The sequence below is a fragment of the Arthrobacter sp. zg-Y20 genome (genome assembly GCF_030142075.1).
In the GTDB taxonomy this organism is placed as follows: Bacteria; Actinomycetota; Actinomycetes; order Actinomycetales; family Micrococcaceae; genus Arthrobacter_B.
Genome location: NZ_CP126241.1, coordinates 1,446,452 through 1,469,038 on the forward strand (window position 1 = coordinate 1,446,452; position 22,587 = coordinate 1,469,038).

Genomic DNA, 22,587 nt, shown 5'->3' on the forward strand with positions numbered 1-22,587 from the left:
TCCGCGGAAATGTACCGGCGGGGCCGACTGCCTAGACTGGGGGAGTGACCCACTACGATCTAGCCATCATCGGTTCAGGCTCCGGCAACTCCATAATCACCCCGGATTGGGATGGCAAGCGGGTGGCCGTCATTGACGGCGGCACGTTCGGGGGAACGTGCCTGAACGTCGGATGCATCCCCACCAAGATGTTCGTATATCCCGCCCAGCTGGCGGCCGCCGCTGCCGACGGCGTCCGGCTGGGCGTGGATACGTCCATGCAGGGGGTCCGCTGGCGGGAGGTCCGGGACCGCATCTTTACCCGCATTGATGCCATCTCCGAGGGCGGCCGGCGGTACCGGGACAAGGAACTGGACAACGTCACGCTGTACAGCGAGAACGTACGCTTCACCTCGCCGCACGCCTTGGTCACCGAGTCGGGGGAGAAGATCACCGCTGACCGGATCGTTGTGGCTGCCGGTTCCCGTCCGGTACTCCCGGACACCCCGGGCATGGACCTGCCGCAGGTGCACACCTCCGACACGGTCATGCGCATTGATGACCTGCCTGCCCGGGTACTGATCATCGGCGGGGGATACATTGCGGCCGAATTCGGTTTCGTTTTCTCGGCCCTGGGGTCCCGGGTCACCATGGCCGTCCGCTCGGAGGCGTTGCTGCGCTCCCTGGACGGCACCCTATCCGAGCGCTTTACCGCAGAAGCAGCCAAGCAGTGGGACCTGCAGCTGAACACCACCGTGGATTCGCTGAAAGAAAACGCCGACGGTTCCGTACACGCCGTGCTCAGCAGCCCGGGCGGCACCCGGGAACTGGACGTGGACCTGGTGCTGGCCGCTACCGGGCGCAAACCCAACACCGACCGGCTGGACATAGCCGCGGCCGGTTTCGACGCCACGCCGGACGGACGGCTCGCGGTGGACGGGTTCGGCCGGGTGCTGTCCGGCGGAGAACCGGTGCCGGATCTTTGGGCCCTGGGCGATATAAGCAGCCCCTACCAGCTCAAGCACGTAGCCAACCATGAGGCCCGCGTGGTGGCCCACAACCTGGTGCACCCCGATGACCTGCGGGAGATGGACCACCGGTACGTCCCTGCGGCAGTTTTCAGCAGCCCGCAGATCGCCAGCGTGGGAATGACCGAAGAGCAGGCCTGCGCCGACACCGAAGCCCGGGGAGTGGAACTCGCCCTGGCGGTGCAGGAGTACGGCTCAACGGCATACGGCTGGGCCATGGAGGACTCCACCGGCTTCGTCAAGCTCCTGGCTGAAAAGGAAACCGGCCGGCTGCTGGGCGCGCACATCATGGGTCACGAGGCCTCCATGCTGATCCAGCCGCTGGTCCAGGCCATGGAATTCGGGCTGGACGCAGCGACCATGGCCCGCGGCCAGTACTGGATCCACCCGGCCCTGACCGAAGTTGTGGAGAACGCGCTGCTCTCGCTCAAGACAAACGAAAAGCCGGGCAGGAACCGCCTTTAAGGGGTTCCTGCCCGGCCGGCAGGCAAGGATCAGACGCGCTGCCCGCTGTAGATCTCGTCAATCACTTCGGAGAAGTCGCGCAGCACCTGGGCACGCTTGATCTTCAGTGACGGGGTGAGGTGCCCGCTTGACTCGGTGAAGTCCGTGGGGACCACCCGGAACACCTTGATGGCCTCGGCCTGGGAGACCTTCTTGTTGGCCCGGTCAACCACGGCCTGGAGTTCTGCCTGCAGCTCGTCGGTCTTGGCCACCTCGGTCACCGTCATGCCGGCCGGCAGCTTGTGCCGTTCCAACCAGCCTGGCAGTGCTTCTTCATCCACCGTGATCAGCGCGGAAATAAACGGCTTGGCGTCGCCGACCACCACGCACTGGGAAACGATGGCGTCTGCACGGATTGAGTCCTCCAGCTGGGAGGGGACCACGTTCTTGCCGCCGGCGGTGACAATGATTTCCTTCTTGCGGCCCGTGATCTTCAGGAAGCCGTCCGCGTCCAGCTCGCCGATATCCCCGGTGTGGAACCAGCCGTCGGTAAAGGTTTCCGCCATCAGCTCCGGGCGCTTGTAGTAGCCCTTCATCACGCTGATGCCCTTGGCGAGGATCTCGCCGTCGTCGGCGATCTTGACGCTGTTGCCCGGCAGCGGCGCCCCCACCGTGCCGAGCTTGACCAGCTGCGGGGTGTTGGTGGTCAACGGGGCGGTGGTTTCGGTGAGGCCGTAGCCTTCGAGCACCAGCAGGCCGATCCCGTGGAAGAAGTGCCCCAGCCGCTCACCCAGGGGAGCACCGCCGGAAACGGCATACTGCACCCGTCCGCCCATGGCCTCGCGGATTTTTCCGTAGAGCAGCCGGTCGAACACAGCGTGCTTGAGCTTCAGGGACAGCGGTACCTTGCCTTCCTGCTTGGCGCGGGACCATTCCACAGCGGTGGCCACACCGGCGTGGAAGATCTTGCCCTTGCCGCCGTCTTCGGCCTTGAGCATGGAAGCGTTGAAGACCTTTTCCAGTACGCGCGGAACCACCAGGATGAACGTGGGCTTGAAGCTTTGCAGGTCCGGCAACAGGTTCTTCACGTCGGGGGTATGGGCAACGGTGGCACCGGTGCCCACGCTGAGTACCGAAATAAAACGGGCAAGCACATGGGCCAGCGGAAGGAACATGATGGTCTGGGAGCCCTCACGGGCAACTTCAGGCTCGGCCAGCTCGGAGTTCTTCGTCAGGTTCACGAAGTTGGCGTGCGTGAGTTCGCAGCCCTTCGGCTTCCCGGTGGTGCCGGAGGTGTAAATGATGGTGGCGAGGTCTTCCATGGTGGCCGTAGCGCGGCGGACCTCGAGATCTTCGTCACTGACGGACGTGCCGGCGCTGCGAAGCGTATCAAGTCCGCCGCCGTCGATCTGCCACACGTTTGCCACTGCGGACAGGTCTTCGTCGGCGGCCGCCTGCCGGACAATGTTCTCGTGCCGGGCCGCTTCGACCACAATACCCACGGCACCGGAGTCGCTCAGGATCCAGGCGACTTGGGACGGGGAGGATGTCTCATAGACCGGAACCGAAACGGCTCCGGCGAACCACAGGGCAAAGTCAACCAGCGTCCATTCGTACCGGGTCCGGGACATGATGCCCACGCGGTCCCCGGCCTTTACTCCCGCGGCCACAAAGCCCTTCGCCAAGGCACGGACGTCCTTGGTGAACTCCGTGGCGCTGATGCGCTGCCATTCGCCCTGGCCGTCCCGGACAGCAAACAGCGCCGGGTTGCTCGGCTTGGCAGCCTGGTCCAGCAGCATGTTGGTGATGTTTGTCTGCGGCGGGGATTCCGCTAGGACGGGAACGCTGAATTCTCGCACGATAGCTCCTTTGATATCCGGTAGGCCCGTAGGCACTGCCAGCCTATAACGTAGATCACACTTCTGTACCCGTCGGTAACCTTGCGGATCGATAACGTTCGTGCCACCCCTCTTGCAGTTTCCCTAGAATAGGTTTCTGATGCGTTCCGTTACCCCAGCACCTGTTCCCCGTCCCGCCTCCCCGTTGCAGCGCCGTCCCGACGCGGCCGGGCCTTTCCGTACCCGCCGGCCCATGCGCCTGCCCAACCGGATGCGCCGCCGCGGACTCGCGATCGGCATTGATATCGGCGGCACAAAGGTGGCAGGCGGCCTGGTGGACGGCGACGGGCGGGTCCTCAGGCAGGCCCGCCGCCTGACTCCCGGGCATGATCCGCGCGAGGTCGAAGCGGTCATTGTGGATTTGGTGCAGGAACTCTCCGCGGACCATCATGTCTGGTCCGTTGGCATAGGCGCGGCCGGTTGGATGGACCTGGCCGGCAGCACCGTGCTGTTCAGTCCGCATCTGGCCTGGCGCAATGAGCCGCTCCGCGAAAACCTGGAACGGCTTCTGCGGCGCCGCGTGTTCCTGGTCAACGACGCCGACGGCGCGGCCTGGGCCGAGTACCGGTTCGGTGCGGGGGCGGGGGAGAGCAGGATGGTCTGCGTCACCCTGGGCACCGGGATAGGCGGCGCCATGGTGATGGACGGGCGGCTGGAGCGCGGCCGCTTTGGCGTGGCCGGCGAGTTCGGACACCAGATCATCATGCCCGGCGGCCACCGCTGCGAATGCGGCAACCGCGGCTGCTGGGAACAATACGCTTCCGGCAATGCCCTTGGCCGGGAAGCCCGTGAACTTGCGGCCGCCAACTCGCCGGTAGCCCAGGAAATCCTGCGGGCCGTTGACGGCAACATAGGGGACGTGACCGGGGCTGTGGTCACGCGGCTGGCCCTGGAAGGAGATCCGGCGTCGATCGAGCTCCTCGACGAGGTGGGGCAGTGGCTGGGCCTGGGCCTCGCCAACCTCGCAGCCGCCCTGGATCCGGGAATGTTCGTGATCGGCGGCGGCGTCAGCGATGCAGGAGACCTGATGCTGGAACCTGCACGGCGTTCGTTCGCCCGCAACCTCACCGGCCGGGGCTTCCGCCCCGCGGCCCGCATGGAGCGTGCCGCACTGGGACCAGCGGCCGGACTGATCGGCGCCGCAGACCTCTCCCGGATAGCCGCGCGCCGCTGAACCGCGGCGGTGGGGCGGATTCCGGCGGCATTGCCCGCCGCGCTCCGTCACGGGAGCGGCGGGCGCACTGCTGCGCCTAGACGGCCGCGCCGTCGTCGCCCTCATCGCGGTACTGCGGCAGGCGGAACAACAGGTAGCCGGCCGAGCCGACAAAAACGGCAACGGTGCCGAGGATGACGGCCAGCGGAGCGCTGCGCCAGAACATGGCGAACACCAGCAGGAGCAGCGGCCCGCCGACGGCGCCCAGCCAGGCAAGCACCACCGTCGGTTCGCCGAGGCCCAGCGGCGGCGGTTCCGGCGGAACAAACGCACCGTCCTGCTCGTCGGGAGCAGCGTAGTCCCGCGGCCCGCCCGCCAGCGCCTGGTTCTCGAAAAGGGCTCTGGTGCGTTCAGCCGGCGATGCCGTGCCGGGGGACGCGGGAGCCCCGGAGGCTTCCGGGCCGGGCTCCGCAGCAGGCTCCGCCGGCGGGGACGGCCGGGTATCCGGTGCGGGGCCGGCGTCGTCCATGTGTTCCAGGCGGGCCACCAGATCCTTCCAGACCTCTTCGTCGGTGGACTCGTTGTGCTCGGGTTCGCGTTCACTCATGTCCGGACCCCGGTGCTAACCCGTTGGATGAACTCGTGCGAACGGACAAAAATCAACAGCGAATCGTGGTCCATGGTTGCCACGTGGTAGCTGTTTTCCAGCGGAACCACTTCCAGCTCGGCGTTCACCAGCCTCCGGCGCAGCAGGTCCATGCTGGATTCCGGGACCACCGCATCCGTCCGCGAGCGGAAGGCCAGTACGGGGGCGGTGACGGCCGGCAGGCTGGCCGCCGTGTCCCGGAAGAGACGGCCGAGCTGCTGAACGGCTGCCACCGGGGTCCGGGCATAGGCGCCTTCGTCCTGGCCCGGCAGCCGGATGTCGTTGCCGATGGCGGGAACCGATTTGAGTACATACTTGAGCACCCCGGAATACCGGGCACGCGGGTCGCCGAAGGTGAGGCCGGGATTTACGACGGCGGCACCGGCCACCGGCTGGCGGGCCGCCAGGCGCAGGGCCAGGGCGCCGCCCATGGACAGTCCGGCAGATACAACACACCGGGTCCGGGCACGGAGGGAGAAGTACGCGTCCTCGTATTCCTCATACCAGCGCTGCCAGGGCGTCACGGCAAGTTCCTGCCAGCTTGTCCCGTGGCCCGGCAGCAGCGGCAGCTCCACGGCGTATCCCTGATGGGCGAGATGGCGTGCCCATGCCGCCATGCTCACCGGGGAACCGGTGAATCCGTGGCTCAGGAGCACGCCCACACCCGCGTTGGGACCGTGCCCCTCATAGGAGAAGGCAGCAGCGCCGGGGAGGGAAGTCATATCTCTATGGTTGCATTAGAGGGCGCTTTTTCCACCCCAAAAGGGGCAAACTATTCGTAGGCGCCGTTCGCTGAAATTAACCAGCGGGCTGGGGCGCGCATACAGTAGAGTCTGGGGAACCAAACAGGTCCCTAGCTTTGCCTTGTCCGGACGGGAGATCAAACCGCGTGTTCTATTGGGTGATGAAGACGATATTCATCGGGCCGGTGGTAAATCTTCTCTTCAGGCCCTGGGTTAAGGGAATGGACAACATCCCCGAATCCGGTCCTGCCGTCCTGGTGAGCAATCACCTGTCGTTCTCCGATTCGATTTTCCTTCCGCTGGCCGTGCCCCGGCCGGTGAGTTTCCTGGCGAAAAGTGACTATTTCAACGGCAAAGGCCTCAAGGGTAAACTCACGGCTGCTTTCTTCCGGCTTGCCAACCAGCTGCCGATGGACCGTTCCGGCGGTGCCGCCTCCGCATCCTCGCTAAAGGCAGGCGTGGACGTTCTGGAGAACGGCGGCCTGTTGGGTATTTACCCCGAGGGAACCCGCAGCCCCGACGGCCGCCTCTACCGCGGCAAGACCGGTGTGGCCAAGCTTGTGCTCTCCACCGGGGTACCGGTGATTCCGGTGGCCATGATCGGTACTGACAAAGTCCAGCCGATCGGACGCAGGATCCCCAACATCCGCCGGATCGGCATCATTGTGGGACAGCCGCTGGATTTCTCCCGCTATGCCGGGCTTGAGAACGACCGTTTTGTCCAGCGTGCAGTGACCGATGAAATCATGTACGAACTGATGCGGCTGTCCGGCCAGGAATATGTCGACGTGTACGCAAGCACCGTCAAGGAACAGCTGGCCGCCCGCAAGGGCGGAAAGGCGGCGGAAGCCCGTGGCGCGGCAGTACGGCTTGCCGCCGGCAAGGGGGCCGGGCCCGCAACCGGCGGCTCCGAACTGCCAACCGAGTCCGGGGACAAGCTGCCCGGAACCGTTACGGTAATCGGTTCGGCCAAGGGATCCCGGGATGCTGCCCGGGGGAAGCAGGGGAAGCCCGCCGCCGGTGCGCCGGAGCCCGACGACGGCACAGGCCGCGCGCGCCGTTCACACACCGCCTAGGGGCGGGCCCACGGCGGCACCGTGTTGCGCTGTGTCCGGCGGAATATGACGTTCTTGTTTGTTCCCGGCAGGCAGCCAGTAGGATTTAAGCCGTGACGTACACACCCGTAGACAGCGACTCCACTCCTACAACCCTTTCCGGTGCGGCAGCAACTTCGGCCAGCCACCCCGAACTGGATAACTGGCGCTCCCTCCCGATCGGCCAGCAGCCGTCCTGGCAGGATGATCCCGGGTATAAGGCCGCCATCGATGAACTGTCGATGGTTCCGCCGCTGGTGTTTGCGGGCGAAGTGGATGTCCTGCGGTCCCGTCTGGCTGAAGCCGCGCAGGGGAGGGCCTTCCTCCTGCAGGGCGGTGACTGCGCAGAGACCTTCCAGGCCGCGACCGCCGATAAGATCAGCGCCCGCGTACGGACCCTGCTGCAGATGGCCGTGGTGCTGACCTACGGCGCCTCGGTGCCGGTGATCAAGATGGGCCGCATGGCAGGCCAGTTCGCGAAGCCGCGCTCCTCCAACGACGAGACCCGGGACGGCGTGACGCTGCCGGCCTACCGCGGTGACATGGTCAACGGTTATGAGTTCACGCCTGAGTCCCGCAGGCACGACCCGGCCCGCATGGTCCGGGCCTACCACACCTCTGCCTCCACGCTGAACCTCATCCGTGCCTTCACCCAGGGCGGGTTCGCGGACCTTCGGCTGGTGCACCACTGGAACAAGGGTTTCACCTCCAACCCGGCACACTCGCGCTACGAGTCACTTGCCCGGGAAATCGACCGTGCAGTGCGCTTTATGGAAGCATGCGGGGCCGATTTCGAAGCCCTGAAGCGGACCGAGTTCTTCGCCAGCCATGAGGCCCTGCTCCTTGACTACGAACGTGCACTGACCCGGGTGGACTCGCGGACCGGGCAGCCCTATGACACGTCAGGGCATTTCCTGTGGATCGGGGAGCGGACCCGCGACCTGAATGCCGCGCATGTGGACTTCCTGTCCCGGGTGCGCAACCCCATTGGCGTTAAGCTCGGCCCCTCAACAAGTGCCGAGGACGCCCTGGCCCTGATCGACAAGCTCGATCCGAACCGCGAGCCCGGGCGGCTGACCTTCATTACCCGGATGGGCGCGCGCAACATCCGCGAGAAGCTGCCGCAGCTGGTGGAGAAGGTCACTGCCTCCGGTGCCCAGGTCCTGTGGGTCACGGATCCCATGCACGGGAATACCGTTACATCTCCCAACGGGTACAAGACCCGCAACTTCGATGACGTGATGGATGAAGTCCGCGGCTTCTTTGAAGTCCACGACTCCCTGGGCACGTTCCCGGGCGGGATGCACGTGGAAATGACCGGCGACGACGTCGCGGAGTGCCTGGGCGGTGCCGATCCGATTGACCAGGAAGCCTTCGCGGAGGGCTATGAATCGGTGTGCGACCCCCGCCTGAACCACATGCAGTCACTGGAGATGGCGTTCCTGGTGGCCGGAGCCCTGTCCGGCAGGGGCCAGTAACTCCCCGCCGGCCGGGGAGGATTGGCTCCTCCCCGGCCGGCATACCGAAAGCCGGCTAAACCACCTTCAGGGTGATGGTGGAACCTTCCGGTGCCGTTCCGGCGCCGGGCTCCTGGTCACGGACCAGGCCGAGCAATCCGCCCAGCAGGTTTTCGACCTGCACGCTGAATCCGCGGCTTTCCAGATCTGCCTTGGCATCCTCGGCCCGGCGCCCCACATAGTTGGGTACCTCGACCATCCGGGGGCCGAGGGAAATAGTCAGGGTCACCGTTGAACCGCGTTCCAGAAGGCCCGACGCTGGTGTCAGCGACACCACGGCACCGGCAGGAACAGTGCTGCTGTTGACCTGTTCGGGCGAAACAGCGGCGGTGAGCCCCGCGGCCTCTATGGCCTTCACCGCGGCGTCCCGGCTTTGTCCCGTCACGGCGGGGACCTCAACCGGGGCCGGGCCCTTGGATACGGAGACGTTTACAGGCGTGCCCTGGCGGAGCTCCGTGTCGGGCAGCGGATCCTGGCTGATGATGTTGCCGGACGCCACGTTTTCGCTGTACTCCTCCGTGACCGTACCGAGTGCCAGGCTGGACTCGGACAGGTCTGCCTGTGCAGCCCCGAGGTTGCGCTGTACGAGGTTGGGCACGGAAAACAACTGCGGTCCCTTGGATACAAGCAATGTGACCGGCCGGAAGCGGCGGACCTCCAGGGTTGCGGCCGGATCCGTGCCCACGGCAAGCCCGGCCGCCACCACCTCGTCGTACACCTCGTTCGTGGTGTAGGACAGTCCGGCATCACCGAGCTGCGCGCCGGCCTCTTCCACGGAAACGTTGCTGACGTCGGGCACGGAAACGAGTGCTCCAGGCCCGGCGCCGAAGAACCAGCCGGCGAAGGCTGCTCCGGCCAGCAGGAGAGCTATCAGCACCCCCAGCAGGATGCCGCGGCGCCGGGATTTGCCGCTGCGCAGGGATACCTGCGGACGTCGGGCTTCCCGGTCGCTCTCGCGCAGCCGGTCGCGGTCGTGGCGCTTGTCCAACCGGCGCCTGGCGCGGGCACTGAGCCCCTCGTCGTCGTACCCGTCATCGTCTCCGTAGTCCGCGCTGTCGTCGTCCTCGTCGTCGTCTTCGTCTGCGGGCCCGTGTCCGGAGAAGCCGCCGGCCGGGAAAACGGTGGTGTCATTGTCGCTTCGGCGGATCACCTCTGTGTGGTTGCTTCCCGAAGCGGGCGGACGAAGGTCGGAGGTGTCGATGATGCTGGTGGCACCTGCTGCGGAAAGCACCTCGGTGGCACCGGGAGGCATCTTCGGGAGTGCCGGCAGGGCCTGGGTGGCGGTGCCGGGGGAGCCAACGCCGGCACCGGCGGGCGGGCAGTGGAAGTCCAGTTCCGCATCGCTCAGGGACGTACGGATATGCCGCAGTTCCCCCAGCAGCGCCCGGCCGTTGACCGGACGGTCTTCCGGGTCCCGGGCCGTGCACCAACGGACAAGTTCGTCGAGATCCTCGGCAAGTCCCGGGCAGAGGATGGAGGGTGCCGGAACGGTGGAATGGACATGTGCGAAAGCCACCTGGATGGGTACCTCGCCCGTGTACGGCTGGCGCCCGGTCAGCATCTCGTACAGCATGATGCCGGCCGAGTACACATCGCTGCGTTCGTCCGCTACGGCCCCCGTCACGAGTTCTGGTGCCAGGTAGGCAACGGTTCCCACCAGGGTTCCGGTATTGGTGCTGGTGGAGACGGCCCGGGCAAGGCCGAAGTCGGCAATCTTGATCCGGCCGTTCTCCGCCAGGAGGACGTTCTCCGGCTTGACGTCGCGGTGGACCAGGCCGGCGTCGTGCGCAGCCGCGAGTCCCTCAACTACGGAGTCCATCAGTGCCAGGGCCAGCCGCGGGGACAGGGAACCCCGCTCATCGAGCAATCCGCGAAGGGTGCGTCCCGGCACGTACTCCATGACCAGGTAGGCGAGGTCCTCGGTAATGCCCTGGTCCAGTACGCCCACAACGTGGGGGTGGGACAGCCGGGCGGCGGACTTGGCTTCGCTTTCGAAACGCCGCAGGAATCCACGGTCTGCGGCGAGGTGCGGATACAGCACTTTCAGCGCGACGTCGCGGTCCAGCCGGCGGTCGGTGGCGAGGTAGACGGAGGACATGCCTCCGCGCGCAATCAGGGACCGGACGTAGTAGCGCTCGTCTACCAGCGTCTCAACGAGGGAGTCTTTCAGTGGCTCTTGCACTCTTCGATCCTAATGGGGGTAGGCGAAAGGGCCCGGATCGACACCCGATCCGGACCCTTCGCTGCGCTTCAGGCCTTGTGTTTTGCCTACAGGAAGGAGGACCTGTGTGCGAGCACGGAGTTCACGTACCCCTGCGTGTCGGCGAACATGCCGTAGGTGTTCACCGAGTACTGGCCCTGGTAGTAGGACGCGATGGCGGTCTCCAGGCTGTCACTGCTGCGGACCAGCGCGCTGATGATGGCCACGCCCGCCGTGGCGTTGTCATAGGGGTCCAGCAGGTTCAGCTGGCGTCCCACCAGCTGGGAAGCCCATTCTCCCGAGGACGGGATGACCTGCATGGTGCCGATGGCGTTGGCGGGGGATACCGCCCGCTGGTCGAAGCCGGACTCCTGCAGGGCGAAGGCCTGCGCCAGGGCCGGGTCGACGCCCATCTGGGCTGCGGTATCGGCAACAATCTGCTGCATCTGGGCGCGGCTGGGAACCGGCAGGGAGTTCAGCGTCTGCTTGTTCAGGTTGGCGCCGGCAACAGTGTGTTCCGGGTAGGTGTAGTGCAGGAAGGTGCTGGGCACCAGGTCCGTGGGTGCCGCGGTAACCGGGGCGGAGGACGCGATGCTGATGGTGCTGCCGCTGACGGCGATCTTCTGGCCCGGGTGGATCACCGACGTCGTGGTGAGGCCGTTGGCTGCCAGGACCGTGGTCAGGCTGACTCCGTGCCGGGCGGCGATGCCGCTCAGCGTGTCGCCGGAGACCACGGTGTAGGTGGACGCTCCCGCGTCAGCGGGCGCGACGGCGACGTCGGCCGGCGTGGCGGACGGGGCAGCCGGTGCGGATCCGTCAACGCGGATGGACTGGCCGGGGTAGATCACCGAGGTGAGGGTCAGTCCGTTGGCAGAGAGGACACTGGAGAGGCTGACGCCGTGGCGGGCTGCAATGCCGCTGAGCGTATCCCCGGAGACCACGGTGTAGGTGCCGGCGGAGGCAGCCGGAGCTTCGGGGGAAGCGGGGGCGGCGGGGGCAGCAGCACCGGTCAGCCGGAGTTCCTCGCCCGCAAAGATGAGGGACGTGGACTGCAGGTTGTTCACGCGCAGGAGTTCGGTCACGGAGAGACCGTACTGGGCAGCGATGGAGGTCACGGTGTCGCCGCGGACAATGCGGTGCGTGGCGGGGACGGAGGACTCGGCCGGCAGGGTAGCCGGAACCTGGGTGGCCAGCTGTGAGGCGGCAACTCCGGTTGATGCACCGGTGTTCAGGTTCTTAATGGCCTGGAGCGGCATCTGGGGGAACAGCGTGTTCTGCGGGGCGGTGGGCGCAGCAGCGGCCGGCTCGGCAAGGGCCAGGGCGGACATCATCACTGCCGGAATGGCGGCCGTTGTCACCGCGACACTCAGTTTGCGCGGCATTCCGGTACCAGCGGGACGTGCGCTTTGCGTTCCCGTTGTTGACGATGCGTTCATATGGTGCTGTTTCCTCATCTGTGATGGCCGCGGCCTTTACCGCAATCCTTGGGACTAAAAACAAGTGATAGGGCTCGAAAGCTGTTATTTCTGTTACTACTGTTGCATTTGTTACTGATGTGACTTCTGGTACTCCTGTGAATTTACACCAAGGGCGGTGCCGCACAATACCTGAGTAGTCCCATTTGTGTTTCAGTTAGGCCACTAAAGCCCGAGTGGCCCGGGGTGCCCGGGTCGTGGCACCCTTGAAGGGTGAATGAACTTCAGGAACTGGTTTCCGACTGGCTGACCCTGCCCGACGTGGCTGAACAACTCGACCTCCCCATTAACAAGGTGCACAGCCTGCTGGAGGAGCGCGCCCTCGTGGCCGTCCGCCTGGGGGAACGGAAGATCCGCAGTGTCCCGGCTGCCTTTATCGCTGACGGCGCCGTGCTGGACAGCCTCAAGGGCACTATCTCGGTGCTGAACGATGCGGGCTTCCATGATGACGAAATGATCCGCTGGCTGTTCACCGCTGATGACACCCTGCCGGGACGTCCCGTCGACGCGCTCCGGGAAGGACGCAAGACTGAAATCCGGCGACGGGCGCAGGCCCTGGCCTGGTAGTGGTCCGCTTCCGCCGGTAACCGCCGGTAACCGCAGGAAAATAGCTGGACAAAATCTGGACAACACAGCTGGACAACACAAAGCCGCCCCGTCGCTGACGGGGCGGCTTTGTGTCTTGGGATGCTCCCTTGCCTGTGTTGGCTGTGCTGCCTGGTTGTCGGCTAGGCGCTGCGCCGGACGGCTGCATGCGCCAATGCATCCAGCGCCGCCCGTGACACTTCGTCCAGGGACAGATCCCCGAGGGCGGAGAAGGCAGTTTCCGTGTGCCGGGAGATGAGCTCTTCGGTGGCAGCCAGTGCACCCGTCTCCTGGATGATTCCGCGCAGGACGGCAACGCCGTCGTCGTCCAGCTCCGGATCCCCGAGCCTGGCAGTGATCTCCCTGCGCGCGTGCTCACCGCCGGCGAGTGCATAGGCAATCAGGACCGTACGCTTACCCTCCCGCAAATCGTCACCGGCAGGCTTGCCCGTGGTCTGCGGATCCCCGAAGACCCCCAGCACATCGTCACGCAGTTGGAAGGCCTCGCCCAGCGGCAGGGCAAAACGCGAATAGCCGGACAACAGGTCAGGTTCCGCTCCGGCAAGCGCGCCGCCCAGGGTCAGGGGATGTTCCGTGGTGTATTTGGCTGCCTTGTAGCGCAGGATATTCCGGGCCCGGACAACCGCGTGCTCAGGTTCGTGGCTCGGGCCGACAACCTCTTCAAGGATGTCCAGGTACTGGCCGGCCATCACCTCCGTGCGCATCCGGTTGAAGATCCTCCGGGCCGTCGTGCCGTGTGCAGCGCGCTGCCCGACGGCGGTGAACATCTCCTCGCTGAGGGAAAGGCACAGGTCGCCGGCAAGGATGCCGGCCGAGGCACCGAAGTGGGATCCGTCCAGATGCCAGTTGGAATCTGCGTGCGCGATGGAGAAGGTCCGGTGGACGCTGGGTCCGCCTCGCCGCGTGTCCGAGCGGTCAATGATGTCGTCATGGATCAGTGCTGCGCTCTGGAACAGTTCCAGGGCTACCCCGGCCCGGACCGCATCGGGCGCCAGGGCGGCGCCGCCCGCTCCACGCCAGCCCCAATAGGCCAGCAGGGCACGGAGCCGTTTTCCGCCGCGGGCGAGGTTTCGGACCGCGTCCAGCAGCGGGAGGGCTTCTGCGGACACTTCCGCGAGGACCGAATGCTGGACAGCCAGGAAGTCTTCCAGTTCCGCGCCCAGCAGGGCCCTGTACCCGGCCTGCTCATGTTCGGCCGCTTCTGCCGGGAGCGGGGCGGGGGAACCGTGGACCCCGCTGGCCGAAGCGGGACCTGATCCGGTTGCCGCGGCGGGGGAACCCGGTTCCGGAGCAGTGCCGGGAGCCACGGGCTAGCCCTCCGCTTCGACGAGGAGAGTGGAGCCTACGGTGACGGTGGAGGAATCTGCGTCCTTGGCAGTGACCGTGATATTAACGGTTTCCGGTTCCCCTGCACCTATCCGCAGGAAGTCCCGGGACGTGGGAGTGCCCGGTTCTGCGGGTGAGGCAGCGAACCCCTGGGCCGTCAGGGCTGCTTCGTAGTAAGCGATGACCTCGGCCGCCGGCACAGCAGTGGAGGCGACCAGTACGGAGGTAATCGTTTTCCCCGAGCGGTCCACGGTGCTGGAGAGGATCTCGGCTCCATCCATAACCGGGATCCGGTCGGTCGGGAAACCGTCCGCCAGCGCCACCGGCGTCTTCGTGGGAGAAGCTGAGGGAGCAGGAGCGGCGGCCGTGGAGGAGCTGGATTCAGGGTCCGCAGCAGCGCCGTCTCCGGCGGTGCAACCGGACACAGCCAGGGCCAGGGCCGCGATGGTCAGTGCAGGGAGGGACTTGTTCATCGGTTTCCGCATCGGTGGGGGTCAGGGTCCTGCACCCAAGTCTAGGCGACCGGACCGCCCGGGCAGGAAAGGAGTTATGGGGGTGGCGGTGGCTACGATGAGTTGGTGAGCAATGGCCCCGAGAACGGCAGCGGCAACCGCGACTGCACCATCATGCACGTGGACATGGACGCCTTCTATGTCTCCGTCGAACTGCTGCAGCACCCGGACCTGGTGGGCAAGCCGGTGATTGTTGGAGGATTGGGGGGCCGGTCCGTTGTGCTGTCGGCTTCCTATGAGGCCCGCCGCTACGGCGTGCACTCAGCCATGCCTATGGCGGTGGCCAGGCGCCAGTGTCCGCAGGCGGTGGTGCTTGAACCGCACCAAGAGGTCTACCGGTCCTATTCCAAGCAGCTGATGGCAATCTTCGAATCCATCACGCCCCTGGTGGAGCCGCTCAGCGTGGACGAGGCCTTCCTGGATATCTCCGGTTCCATGCGCAGGCTCGGCCCGCCACGCGCCATAGGCGAACTGATCCGTAAAAGGGTGGCGGCAGAGCTGGGGATGACCGCCAGCGTAGGCATTGCCGCAACCAAGTTCGTGGCCAAGATCGCCTCCACCCGCTGCAAGCCCAACGGACTGCTGCTGGTGCCCAAGGACCGAACAGTGGACTTCCTCCACACCCTGGAGGTATCCGCACTGTGGGGGGTGGGCGCCAAGACCCGCGAGGTGCTGGCCCGGGTGGGCATAGCCACCGTCGCCGACGTCGCCAATACTCCGCCGAGCGTACTCCGGCGGCTGCTCGGTGCCACGGGGGAGCATGTGTTCGAACTGTCCTGGGGGCGGGACGCGCGCGCAGTGACACCGGTACGCCGGGAAAAGAGCATCGGGGCCGAAGAAACCTTCGCGGCCGATGTCAGCGACGATGACGTGCTGCATACCGAACTGCTGCGCCTGGCACACAAAAGCGCTGTGCGCCTGCGCGCCGCAGGCCTGCAGTGCAGGGCGGTTTCCCTCAAACTGCGCTACACCGACTTCACGACATTAACCCGCACCCGCACCCTCACCGAACCTTTGGACAGTGCCCAGATGATCTACGAGGCGGCCAAGGGCCTGCTAACGGCCCTGGGGCGGAGGCCCCAAAGCGTGCGCCTCATTGGCCTGCGGGCGGAACAGCTGGAGCCGGCGCAGGGTGCCGCCATGCAGCTCACCTTGGACGGGCGGGAAGACAGTTGGCGTTCGGCGGAGGATGCCCTGGACCGGATCAACCGGCGCTTTGGCGAACTCGGTGTGGTGCCGGCCCGGTTGATCGCACCCTCAGCCCGCAAGACACCGCCGGAGAGCACGGAATGAGGCACCGGAACGGCTCCGGCGGCCTACCCGCCGGAATACGTACACGGGCCGCTTTCATGCGGACCCGTTGACACCTATCCTTGGACTAAGTGCAAAGCAGCAGCGGCCTGCGCGGGAACATTCGGCGTAACGGGTTCGTTGGTTGGTTTACAGGGGCACAAACCGGACGGCAAGGAGGCAGCAATGGCACTCTCGGAACACGAGCAGCGCTTGCTGGATCAACTGGAGCAGCAACTACACGCCGAAGATCCGAAATTCGCGAACTCGATGGCAACGTCCGCCGGCCGCGGCATTTCCACCAGGCGCATTGTCCTCGGGTCACTCATGGCCGTGGTGGGGTTGGCGATACTGCTCCTTGGCATCACCGAAGCCGGCATAGTGGTCGGCGTCCTTGGGTTCCTGGTTATGGGTGCGGGGGTCTACTACGCCACCACGCGCGGCCGCAAGAATGCGCCCAAACCTGCGGACGGCCGCAAGGAACGCGAATCAAGTGCCCAGCGCGGATTCATGAACAATCTGGAAAACAAATGGGACGAACGCAAGCGTGACCAACCCTAACCTTCCCCGGTGCCCGCTCCCGGTCCCGGCAGTGTCCACCTGAAACCACCCCAGGCACGGGCTTGGCATAAAGGATCCGCTTAGGCGGGTCCTTTTTTGTGTCCCCTGCGGGCCAGGCGGGCGGTCCAGTCCCTCCACTTTGCACCACCGCCTGCATCCCGCGGGAATTCGCGGAATTTGGAATACGGCGCGCCCGGAATCAGATGCCCCGCATCGTTGACTGTGGAGGGAAGTGGAGTAAAGTGGGGGACATAAGAGGGTAGGGGCGGTACTCGAGGGGTTTTCCCCTAATCGGACAGGGTGGTGAGTGATGTTCCTGGGAACACATTCACCGCGTTTGGACGAGAAGGGGAGGCTGATCCTGCCGGCCAAGTTCCGCGAGGAACTGGCTGACGGCCTCGTCCTGACCAGGGGTCAGGAGCGCTGCATCTACGTCTTCAGCCAGAAGGAATTCGAACGGGTCCACGACCAGATGCGGGAAGCTCCACTTTCCTCCCGCCAGGCGCGCGACTACATTCGGGTCTTTTTGTCCGGAGCCTCTGACGAAGTACCAGACAAGCAGGGCCGGGTCACCATCCCGCCGGCCCTGAGGTCGTATGCAGGCCTCGGACGCGAACTCGCCGTAATCGGCGCAGGAACGCGGGCCGAGATCTGGGATGCGGCTGCCTGGCAGAAGTACCTGGAAGAGCAGGAGACCGCTTTCTCGGAAACGGACGAGGACGCGATTCCCGGCATCTTCTAGGTGCACCACCCGCAAAGACAATCCCGCAGGCAGTTGTTTCTTGTATGAGATCTCCAGCCGCCCCACCGCGAGCCATCCTGGCTTCCCTTCCCCGGAGCCAGGCGGCCGGCAGCGGTGAGGCGCGGATGGGGGCCTGATCCAAGAACCAGCAGCTGTTGCCGGTACCACTCACTACGTACGGAAGGAAGCCTCAGATGAGCGAAGAGCGCCCCACCGAGGAACGGCATGTTCCGGTGCTGCGCGACCGCTGCATCAATCTCCTGGCTCCCTCGATTGAACGCGCAGTCGCAGAACGCGGCCGCGCCGTCGTCGTGGATGCAACCCTGGGAATGGGCGGACACAGCGAAGCCATGCTGCAGCGGTTCCCGGAACTGCACCTGATCGGCATTGACCGTGACCAGCAGGCCCTGGCGCTGGCCGGAAAGCGGCTCGAACCCTTCAACGACCGGATCGACCTGGTTCACGCCGTGTATGACGAGATTGCCGACGTCGTCACAGACCTGGGCTTCGACGGCATCGACGGCGCACTCTTCGACCTCGGGGTCTCCTCCCTCCAGCTGGACGAGAGGGACCGCGGCTTCGCGTATTCATACGACGCGCCGCTGGACATGCGGATGGATACCACCCGCGGACAGACCGCCGCCGACGTCGTCAACACCTACAGCGAAACCGAACTGGTCACCCTCATCCGCAAGTGGGGCGAGGAGAAGTTCGCCGGCCGCATTGCATCGGCCATCGTTGCGGCCCGCGCCGTCCAGCCCTTCTCCACCACCGGCGAGCTGGTGGAAACCATCCGCAAGGTGGTTCCCGCTGCTGCGGCCCGCACCGGCGGACACCCCGCCAAGCGCACCTTCCAGGCCCTGCGGATCGAAGTGAATGAGGAACTGGACGTGCTGGAGCGCGCCATCCCGGCATCACTGTCGGTGCTGAACCTGGGCGGCCGGGTTGTGGTGCTCTCCTACCACTCGCTTGAAGACAAGATCGTCAAGGGTGTCTTCGCCGCGGGAGCCCGGTCTTCCGCCCCCAAGGGTTTCCCCGTTGAGCTTGAGCAGCACAAGGCCCAGCTCACACGGCTGACGAAGGGCACCGAAGTGCCCACCGACGAAGAAATAGCAGAGAACCCCCGCGCGGCATCGGCCAAGCTCCGGGCAGTAGAACGAATCCGCAAACCCATGGATGGGGCCAGGAAATAATGAGTGAACGTCGGCCATCGGCCCGAATCGGCTCCGGCCGCGCAGCGCAGTCGGTTGTGGGCAACACCGCCCGTGCCCTCGACTGGGACACAGCCACAGCCGCTCCCGCGCCCAAGCGGCGCACTCCGCTGTCGCTGGTCCCCGCGGCCGCCCGCAGGAAGCGCACTCCGTTCGCTGTCGTATGCTTCGCGGCCCTGGTGTTGGGACTGGCGTCCGTGCTGCTCCTGAACATCTCCGTTTCCAGCGGCCAGTACGAGCTTGTACAGCTGCAGAGCCAGCAGGCGGAACTCGCCCAGCGCAACGAGGCCCTGACACAGGAAATCGAAAACCACCAGGCGCCCCAGGTCCTGGCAGCGGCCGCAGGGGAGCTGGGCATGGTGTCTTCACCCACCTTCGGCACCATCGACCTGATGACCTTGGGCGTTACGGGCAGCCCCGAAGCCGCCAAGGAAGCAGACCCGGCCAAGGCACTGATCGGTGCTCCCAGTGTCCTGACACAACCGGTGGCACCCGCGCCTTCCGTGGTTCCGGAGGAATCCCGGGATACTGTGAGGGCGACCGAGGAGCAGGAGGAAACCGCTCCCCGGGAACAGGACACGGCTCCCGCCGCGCCCACGGTTGTACCCCAAGCGCCCGAGACGGTACCGGAAGCTGAGCTGAACGGTGGAACCATTCCGGTTCCGGGCCAGAGAAGCGGAAACTGATCCAGGCCGGCAGGCATCGAATTTAGGCATAAACAAGGACACGTTGTGGCACAAACTTCCGGCCCGGACAACCACAGGGTGGCCATCGTAGCCAAGCGGCTGCGTGTCGGGCTGGTCCTGGCACTGGCACTGCTGGCACTGCTGGGGCTCCGCCTGTTCTGGGTCCAGGCGGTGGACCCGGACGGCATGGCGCAGGCCGCCGTCGACAAGCGGCTGGTGACCGTCCCTGTCCCGGCCCTGCGCGGCAGCATCCTGGATGCCAAGGGCAACTACCTGGCCCGCAGTGTGGAGCGCTTCGACATAGTCGTGGACCAGCGCCTCTCCCAGGACATCGAGGAGAAGTACAAGCGCCGCGACGCCGAAGGCACCCTGCAGGAAGTCACCTTCGACCAGGCCTTCACGGAACTTTCGGCCGTACTGGGCCAAGACCCGGAGACCCTGCGTTCTGCTGTGCTGGGGGAGAAGGGCTTCAACTTCGTCGCCAAGACCGTGACCCCTGAAATCAAGGAGAAGGTCCTGGCCGTCAAGTTCCCGGGGATCTACGCGGACCGCACCACATTGAGGACCTACCCCTCCGGAGCGGTGGGCGGTTCCATTGTCGGTTTCCTCGGCACGGAAGGTGCCCAGGAAGGCCTGGAGCTTACCCAGGACGGCATCCTGGCCGGTGCTGCCGGCAGCAAGACGTACGAAATCGGCGGTGACGGCATCCGCATCCCGTACGCCACCAACACTGACGAACCGGTCCGGGACGGGCAGTCCATCAAGCTCAGCATCGACCAGGACCTGCAGTGGTTCGCCCAGCAGACCATTGCCGCGCAGGTGGAGGAATACCACGCCGAGTGGGGCAACATCGTCGCCATGGAGGTGGAGACGGGCAGGGTTGTTGCACTGGCCGAATCCACCACTGCCGACCCGAACGATCCCGGCGCAACACCGGCGGAATCGCGCAAGGCACGCTCCGTCACGGACTCCTTCGAACCCGGTTCCACCACCAAGGTGATCACCATGGCCGCCGGCATCGAAGAGGGGATCATCACCCCGCAGTCGCAGTTCGAACTTGAGCCCACCTACACCGTCGACGGCCAGACGTTCAAGGACGCCTCGCCCCACGGAGTGCTCCACATGACGGCCTCGGGAATTCTGGCCAAGTCGCTGAACACCGGGACCGTGAAGATCGGCCAGCAGTTGACTCCCCAGGAACGGTACGACTGGCTGACGAAGTTCGGAGTCGGCCAGCCCCTGAACGTGGGCCTGAACGGAGAGACCGCAGGCCTGCTGGCCGACCCGGAGGACTGGGACAACCGGCAGCAGTACACCGTGCTCTTCGGCCAGGGCCTGACCCAGACCGCGCTGCACACCGCCAGCGTCTACCAGACCATCGCCAACGACGGCGTCCGGCTGAAGCCGAGCATCATTGACTCAGTGATCGACGAGGACGGCACGGAGCATCCGGTGGAGAAGGACAAGGGAACCCGGGTGGTGTCCAAAGAGACAGCCACGCAGGTACAGCACATGCTGGAGACGGTCACCACGGATGGTTCCGGCGCCACCGGCGCGCTGAAGCAGTACCGCGTGGGTTCCAAGACCGGTACCGCGGAGGCTCCCGGCGCCAACGGCGGTTACGACGGTTCCACACTCTCCTATGCTGGTATTGCACCCATGGACGACCCCAAGTACGTGGTTGTGGTGACCCTCCAGCGGCCCCAGGGCGACCTCTACTACATCGTTCCCGGCCAGTCCTTCCAAAAGGTCATGGAACAAGCCCTGGTCAGCAACAACGTGCCGCCGTCCAAGGGCGAGCCGGAGACCTACCCCATTGAGTACTAATTCCTGGAGCAACGAAGTGCCAACAAGTGAAGATCAGCAGCCCGGTTCCGGGTTCCGTCCTGCCGCCGTGGAACCCGTCACCATGCGTGCTGCGGTAGACCGGCTGCCGGCGGCCCTGCGCGCGGTGGCGCCCGCAGCAGGAACCGGGAACACCGCCTGGGGCACTGAACTGACCGGTCTCACCATCAACTCCCGCGAGGTGCTGCCGGGCGACCTGTATGTGGGTGTTGCCGGGGCGCGCCACCACGGTGCCCGTTTCGCTGCCGCTGCCGAAAAGGCCGGCGCCGCCGCAGTTCTGACCGACGAGGCCGGGCTGGAACACCTCGAAGGACTCGGCATCCCGGTGTTCCTCGCAGGCGACGTCCGCCGCCTGGTGGGCCCGCTCGCCGCTGCCGTGTTCAACAGCATGCCCGCCGACGGGCAGCGCCCGGTGCTGCTCGGCGTCACCGGCACCAACGGCAAAACCACCACCTCCTACTTCGTGAACTCCCTGCAGCAGGCACTCGGGCGGACCACCGGGCTCATCGGCACCATCGAGATCCTGGCCGGCGGGGAATCGATTCCCAGTGTGCTGACCACCCCTGAATCGCCCCAGGTCCACGGGCTGCTGGCGCTCATGCGCGAGCGGGGCCTGGACGCGGCCACCATGGAGGTCTCTTCGCACGCCATCAGCTACCGGCGGGTGGACGGGATCCGTTTTGACGTAGCCGGGTTCACCAACCTCACCCAGGACCACCTGGACCTGCACGGATCCATGGAGGAATACTTCGCCGCCAAGGCCGCGCTGTTCCAGCCCGACCGTGCCCGCCGCGCCGTGGTGACCGTCGACGGCGAATGGGGCACCAGGATGGCCGAACGGGCCGGGGTGCCGGTCCTGACCCTGTCCACGGACGGTGCAGGTGCCGGTGCGGACTGGAACGTGGCCAAAGTGGCTCCCCGCGGCCTCGGGCACTCCTTCGTGCTGAGCGGCCCGGACAACGTACAGCTGCGCGTGTCTACCGCCCTGCCCGGCGGGTTCAACGTATCCAACGCAGCCCTGGCCACCGTTATGGTCCTGGCCTCCGGTGTCCCCGCGGACGCCGTACAGAGGGCCCTCGATACCCATGACCCGTTCACCGTTGAGGTGCCGGGACGGATGCAGCTGATCGGCGAAGAGCCGGCCGCCATTGTTGATTTTGCGCACAACCCCGATGCGCTGACCCGCACCCTGGAGGCCGTGCGGCGCCCTGACGAAGACAGCAGGGTGATCATCGTCTTCGGTGCCACCGGCGAACGCGACCAGACCAAGCGCCCGCTGATGGGGGCCATCGCAGCGCGGCTGGCCGACGTCGTCGTCGTCACCGATGACGACCCGCACGGTGAGGACGCGGCGGCGATCCGCGCCGACGTGCTCCGCGGTGCATCTGCAGCGCAGTCCCGGGAGGGGCTCACCTGTGTCATTGAGGAAGTGGCGCCCCGTGCTGCAGCCATTGACCGCGCCGTGGAACTTGCCCGGCCGCAGGACACTGTCCTGGTGGCGGGCCGGGGCCACGAGGTCTGGCAGGAAGTCATGGGGGAGAACCTCGCCCTGGATGACAGGGTGGAGCTGCGCCGGGCTTTGACAAGATACGGATTCACTGCCCTTTCCAGCGACGGGGTAGAGTCCTAAA

19 protein-coding genes are annotated in these 22,587 nt (G+C 65.8%); 12 read left to right on the top strand and 7 right to left on the bottom strand.

Annotation, left to right across the window (positions count from 1 at the left end; genetic code table 11):
- The first annotated feature begins 44 nt into the window (after positions 1 to 44).
- A complete protein-coding gene (locus tag QNO06_RS06965; protein WP_227910825.1) occupies positions 45 to 1,472 on the top strand; it encodes a mycothione reductase in 1,428 nt (475 codons plus the stop codon).
- Between the two features lie 29 nt (positions 1,473 to 1,501).
- Here the strand turns inward: QNO06_RS06965 and QNO06_RS06970 are convergent, their stop codons facing one another.
- Positions 1,502 to 3,310, bottom strand: a complete 1,809-nt coding sequence (locus QNO06_RS06970) for an AMP-dependent synthetase/ligase (RefSeq protein WP_227910826.1) — start codon at positions 3,308 to 3,310, stop codon at positions 1,502 to 1,504.
- Positions 3,311 to 3,449: 139 nt separating this feature from the next.
- Between QNO06_RS06970 and QNO06_RS06975 the strand changes: the two genes are divergently transcribed.
- A complete protein-coding gene (locus tag QNO06_RS06975; protein WP_442860123.1) occupies positions 3,450 to 4,523 on the top strand; it encodes an ROK family glucokinase in 1,074 nt (357 codons plus the stop codon).
- 76 nt (positions 4,524 to 4,599) lie between these two features.
- Here the strand turns inward: QNO06_RS06975 and QNO06_RS06980 are convergent, their stop codons facing one another.
- Both QNO06_RS06980 and QNO06_RS06985 read right to left on the bottom strand, forming a co-directional pair.
- Positions 4,600 to 5,109, bottom strand: a complete 510-nt coding sequence (locus QNO06_RS06980) for a hypothetical protein (protein WP_227910827.1) — start codon at positions 5,107 to 5,109, stop codon at positions 4,600 to 4,602.
- Entirely contained in the window at positions 5,106 to 5,870 is a 765-nt protein-coding gene (locus QNO06_RS06985) for an alpha/beta hydrolase (RefSeq protein ID WP_227910828.1), read from the bottom strand. Before QNO06_RS06985 ends, QNO06_RS06980 begins: the two co-directional genes overlap by 4 nt.
- 167 nt (positions 5,871 to 6,037) lie before the next feature.
- Here QNO06_RS06985 and QNO06_RS06990 point away from each other — a divergent pair, with 167 nt between their 5' ends.
- Both QNO06_RS06990 and QNO06_RS06995 read left to right on the top strand, forming a co-directional pair.
- Positions 6,038 to 6,967: a lysophospholipid acyltransferase family protein gene (locus QNO06_RS06990; protein WP_227910829.1), complete on the top strand. Its 930-nt coding sequence runs from the start codon at positions 6,038 to 6,040 to the stop codon at positions 6,965 to 6,967.
- Positions 6,968 to 7,059: 92 nt separating this feature from the next.
- Positions 7,060 to 8,463, top strand: coding sequence for a class II 3-deoxy-7-phosphoheptulonate synthase (locus QNO06_RS06995; protein WP_227910830.1), 1,404 nt, complete (start codon positions 7,060 to 7,062; stop codon positions 8,461 to 8,463).
- A 55-nt stretch (positions 8,464 to 8,518) separates the two neighbouring features.
- Here QNO06_RS06995 and QNO06_RS07000 read toward each other — a convergent pair whose 3' ends face one another.
- Together QNO06_RS07000 and QNO06_RS07005 are read right to left on the bottom strand one after the other, a co-directional pair.
- The gene (locus QNO06_RS07000) at positions 8,519 to 10,684 is read right to left on the bottom strand and encodes a Stk1 family PASTA domain-containing Ser/Thr kinase (RefSeq protein ID WP_227910831.1); all 2,166 of its coding nucleotides are present in this window, start codon (positions 10,682 to 10,684) and stop codon (positions 8,519 to 8,521) included.
- Between the two features lie 86 nt (positions 10,685 to 10,770).
- On the bottom strand, positions 10,771 to 12,084 hold the full coding sequence (locus QNO06_RS07005; RefSeq protein ID WP_227910832.1) for a lytic transglycosylase domain-containing protein: 1,314 nt from the start codon (positions 12,082 to 12,084) through the stop codon (positions 10,771 to 10,773).
- 306 nt (positions 12,085 to 12,390) lie between these two features.
- Here QNO06_RS07005 and QNO06_RS07010 point away from each other — a divergent pair, with 306 nt between their 5' ends.
- Positions 12,391 to 12,744, top strand: a complete 354-nt coding sequence (locus tag QNO06_RS07010) for an Rv2175c family DNA-binding protein (RefSeq protein ID WP_227910833.1) — start codon at positions 12,391 to 12,393, stop codon at positions 12,742 to 12,744.
- Positions 12,745 to 12,905: 161 nt separating this feature from the next.
- Here the strand turns inward: QNO06_RS07010 and QNO06_RS07015 are convergent, their stop codons facing one another.
- Both QNO06_RS07015 and QNO06_RS07020 read right to left on the bottom strand, forming a co-directional pair.
- A complete protein-coding gene (locus QNO06_RS07015; protein ID WP_227910858.1) occupies positions 12,906 to 13,949 on the bottom strand; it encodes a polyprenyl synthetase family protein in 1,044 nt (347 codons plus the stop codon).
- Between the two features lie 144 nt (positions 13,950 to 14,093).
- Entirely contained in the window at positions 14,094 to 14,582 is a 489-nt protein-coding gene (locus tag QNO06_RS07020) for a hypothetical protein (protein WP_227910834.1), read from the bottom strand.
- A 105-nt stretch (positions 14,583 to 14,687) separates the two neighbouring features.
- Here QNO06_RS07020 and dinB point away from each other — a divergent pair, with 105 nt between their 5' ends.
- The 7 genes from dinB to QNO06_RS07055 all read left to right on the top strand — a co-directional run bounded on the left by dinB (position 14,688) and on the right by QNO06_RS07055 (position 22,586).
- Positions 14,688 to 15,914 carry a DNA polymerase IV gene (dinB, locus tag QNO06_RS07025; RefSeq protein WP_284014595.1) on the top strand — a complete coding sequence of 409 codons (1,227 nt, stop codon included), beginning with the start codon at positions 14,688 to 14,690 and terminating at the stop codon, positions 15,912 to 15,914.
- 183 nt (positions 15,915 to 16,097) lie between these two features.
- On the top strand, positions 16,098 to 16,472 hold the full coding sequence (locus QNO06_RS07030; protein ID WP_227910835.1) for an SCO2097 family morphological protein: 375 nt from the start codon (positions 16,098 to 16,100) through the stop codon (positions 16,470 to 16,472).
- 310 nt (positions 16,473 to 16,782) lie between these two features.
- On the top strand, positions 16,783 to 17,214 hold the full coding sequence (gene mraZ / locus QNO06_RS07035; protein ID WP_227910836.1) for a division/cell wall cluster transcriptional repressor MraZ: 432 nt from the start codon (positions 16,783 to 16,785) through the stop codon (positions 17,212 to 17,214).
- Between the two features lie 194 nt (positions 17,215 to 17,408).
- The gene (rsmH, locus tag QNO06_RS07040; RefSeq protein ID WP_227910837.1) at positions 17,409 to 18,407 is read left to right on the top strand and encodes a 16S rRNA (cytosine(1402)-N(4))-methyltransferase RsmH; all 999 of its coding nucleotides are present in this window, start codon (positions 17,409 to 17,411) and stop codon (positions 18,405 to 18,407) included.
- Entirely contained in the window at positions 18,407 to 19,111 is a 705-nt protein-coding gene (gene ftsL, locus QNO06_RS07045; RefSeq protein ID WP_227910838.1) for a cell division protein FtsL, read from the top strand. The genes rsmH and ftsL overlap by 1 nt, the downstream gene beginning before the upstream one ends.
- 45 nt (positions 19,112 to 19,156) lie before the next feature.
- Positions 19,157 to 20,938 carry a peptidoglycan D,D-transpeptidase FtsI family protein gene (locus tag QNO06_RS07050; protein WP_227910839.1) on the top strand — a complete coding sequence of 594 codons (1,782 nt, stop codon included), beginning with the start codon at positions 19,157 to 19,159 and terminating at the stop codon, positions 20,936 to 20,938.
- 82 nt (positions 20,939 to 21,020) lie between these two features.
- On the top strand, positions 21,021 to 22,586 hold the full coding sequence (locus QNO06_RS07055; RefSeq protein WP_227910860.1) for a UDP-N-acetylmuramoyl-L-alanyl-D-glutamate--2,6-diaminopimelate ligase: 1,566 nt from the start codon (positions 21,021 to 21,023) through the stop codon (positions 22,584 to 22,586).
- Position 22,587: the final 1 nt, after the last annotated feature.